This window comes from Xanthomonas populi (assembly GCF_002940065.1).
GTDB lineage: Bacteria > Pseudomonadota > Gammaproteobacteria > Xanthomonadales > Xanthomonadaceae > Xanthomonas > Xanthomonas populi.
In genome coordinates this window covers 1-712 of the sequence record NZ_MDEJ01000307.1, presented here as the reverse complement: position 1 = coordinate 712, position 712 = coordinate 1, and the positions used below count along the sequence as shown (strand labels likewise).

The 712-nt window shown below is 58.0% G+C and carries 1 protein-coding gene; it reads right to left on the bottom strand.

The window, feature by feature from the left end:
* Positions 1-114: 114 nt before the first annotated feature.
* On the bottom strand, positions 115-492 hold the full coding sequence (locus tag XpopCFBP1817_RS21020) for a hypothetical protein (protein ID WP_128418500.1): 378 nt from the start codon (positions 490-492) through the stop codon (positions 115-117).
* Between the last annotated feature and the right edge of the window lie 220 nt (positions 493-712).

Below are 712 nucleotides of genomic sequence, written 5' to 3'. Positions count from 1 at the left end.
CCAGCATATGCAACAGCTTGCCACCCAAGGTGTCAGCGAGGCCCATTCCATCATCAATCGCATGATGGGGTACGTGCCTGACAACCGTGCAGCTGGGCCAGGTCGAGAGTCGGCTCACACGATCTTGCAAGGGATAGAAGCGTCCTCGTCGAAGCTATAGACGGCGCACAAACGGTGGTAGCCGTCGGCAACTACGGTGCGCTGGCCTTCCTGGCGCACCAGCAGCAGCGGTGACAGAGCGGTGCCGGACCGGATTTTTTTGAGGTCCCTCTCCACATGTGCATTGCTCATTCCTAGCGGCGAGAGGCCGCTGGCGCGCAGGATGTCCTTGGCTTTGAAGGCCGACATGGGTGCCGCGTGCAGCTTGCGCACCAGCTTGGCGCAGTGGGCGTCGTCATACAGCAGGTTGAGATAGGACTGCGCAGCCGGATAATCATGTTCCTCCGGTTGAGCCAGCCAGGCGATTGTGTTCTTGTCGGTCTTGTCACCCATTAAAGTGCTCCCTCGTTGGTAGGTAGTGAACCACTGCTTCTGCTGGCGGAATGTTGGGTTCTACACCGAAACCACGGACGATTGTGAAAGGGTGGAAAACTTCAAATCCTGATGACGGCCTGGCCGAGTTCTCCGAAGAGCACAAGCCACGGGTAGCTCAACTGCTGGTTACAGCGGCAACCCTTGAGCGTGGTTACCAAGCGTTTCGTGAAAGCGGCAA